Source organism: Frankia sp. CoWAU3 (genome assembly GCF_977971855.1).
Window position 1 is genome coordinate 4,594 of record NZ_CDWWXB010000042.1, and the last position, 2,170, is coordinate 6,763.

Here is a 2,170-nt window from a genome sequence, read left to right on the forward strand (position 1 = left end):
CGGACCGGCGCAAGTGGGAGGTGACCGGTGAGAGCCGTCGTCATGGCCGGTGGCGAGGGCACCCGGCTGCGTCCGTTGACCGCGAACCTGCCCAAACCACTGCTCCCTGTCGTCAACCGGCCGATCATGGAGCATGTGCTGCGCCTACTCAAACGGCACGGCTTCGACGAGACGGTGGTGACCGTCCAGTTTCTGGCCTCGATGATCCGGACATACTTCGGTTCCGGTGACGAGCTCGGGATGCACCTGTCGTACGCCACTGAGACGACCCCGCTGGGCACCGCCGGCAGCGTGAAGAACGCCGAGGACGCCCTGCGGGACGAGGCGTTCCTGGTCATCAGCGGGGACGCGCTGACCGACATCGACCTCACCGACCTGGTTGCCTTCCACCGGCGTCAGGGCGCGCTCGTCACCGTCGCGCTGAAATCCGTCCCCGACCCGCTCGAGTTCGGCATCGTCATCACCGGCGAGGACGGACGGATCCAGCGCTTCCTGGAGAAGCCGACCTGGGGGCAGGTGTTCTCCGACACCGTCAACACCGGCATCTACGTGATGGAGCCCGAGGTGCTTGCCCAGGTGCCGCCCGGCGAGGCGGTGGACTGGTCCGGCGACATCTTCCCCCGGCTGGTCGAGGCGGGTGCCCCGGTGTACGGCTACGTGGCGTCCGGGTACTGGGAGGACGTCGGCACCATCGCGAGCTTTCAACGGGCCCAGGCCGACGTGCTCAACCGCCAGGTCGACGTGGAGATCGGCGGTTTCGAGGTGTCCCCCGGGGTGTGGATCGGTGAGGACGCCGAGGTCCATCCGGAGGCGATCCTCAAGGGGCCGCTCGTGGTCGGTGACTACAGCAAGGTGGAGGCCGGCGCCGAGCTGCGGGAGTTTTCCGTGCTGGGCAGCAACGTGCTGGTGAAGAGCGGCGCGTTCCTGCACCGGGCGATCGTCCAGGACAACGCGCTCATCGGCCCGCAGACGAACCTGCGCGGCTGCGTCATCGGCAAGAGCACCGACGTGTTGCGGGCGGCCAGGATCGAGGAGGGCGCCGTCGTCGGAGACGAGTGCGTCGTCCGCGAGGAGGCGTTCGTCTCCCATGACGTGAAGGTGTATCCGTTCAAGACGATCGAGGCCGGCGCGGTCGTCAACACCTCCGTCATCTGGGAGTCCCGCGGCCAGCGGACCCTGTTCGGGCCGCGCGGGGTGTCCGGCCTGGTGAACGCGGAGATCACCCCGGAGCTGGTGGTGCGCCTCGCCGGTGCCTACGCCACGACCCTGAAGAAGGGGGCCACCGTCACCACCGCGCGGGACGGTTCCCGCGCCGCCCGGGCCCTCAAGCGGGCCGTCATCAGCGCGTTGACCGCCGGTGCCATCAACGTCCGTGATCTCGAGGTGGCACCGATGCCGGTCACCCGCTTCGACGTCCGCTCGTCCAACGCCGCCGGGGGGATCATGCTGCGCACCACCCCCGGAGACCCGGAACGCATCGACATCATCTTCCTGGATGCCGACGGCGACGACCTCTCCCCGGTGGCACAGCGCAAGCTAGACCGGGTCTTCTCCCGCCAGGAGTTCCGCCGGGCCTTTCCCGGTGAGATCGGTGACCTGCGTTTCCCGGCCCGTACCATGGATCTCTACATCCAGGATCTGCTCGACCGGGTTGATACCGCCGGCGTCGCCGAGGCGGATCTCAAGATCGTCGTTGATCCCTCGGGTGGCTCGGCGTCCCTGGTGCTGCCGACACTGCTCGGCCGGCTCGGCGTTGACGTGCTCACCGTCAATGGACGCGTTGACGAGATCATCCCGCCCCGCAGCGCCCTGGAGGATCTGCGGGCCACCGACCGTCTGGGCGCCCTCGTCGCCAGCTCCGGGGCGGCCTTCGGCGTGCGGTTCGATCATGTCGGCGAGCGCGTCACGATCGTCGACGAGCGGGGGGACCTCATCGACGATGACCGGGCCCTGCTGGTGTTCCTCGACCTCGTCGCGGCGGAGAATCCCGGCGCGGAGGTGGCCCTGCCGGTGACCATCACCCGGGTAGCCGACCAGGTCACCTGCTTCCACGGGCTGACGGTACGCCGGACCTCCCTGTCGGCGGCGGCGCTGACCGGGGTCGCCCGTGACGACGGCATCGTCTTCGCCGCCGACGGGCGGGGCGGCTTCATCGTCCCCGAGTTCGCCC

At 69.1% G+C, this 2,170-nt stretch carries 1 protein-coding gene; it reads left to right on the forward strand.

Going from position 1 to position 2,170, the window contains the following annotated elements:
• Positions 1-42 precede the first annotated feature (42 nt).
• Positions 43-2,170, forward strand: a 2,128-nt coding sequence (locus tag AC08ON_RS06460; protein ID WP_476616632.1) for a sugar phosphate nucleotidyltransferase, incomplete at its 3' end; no start/stop codon positions are given.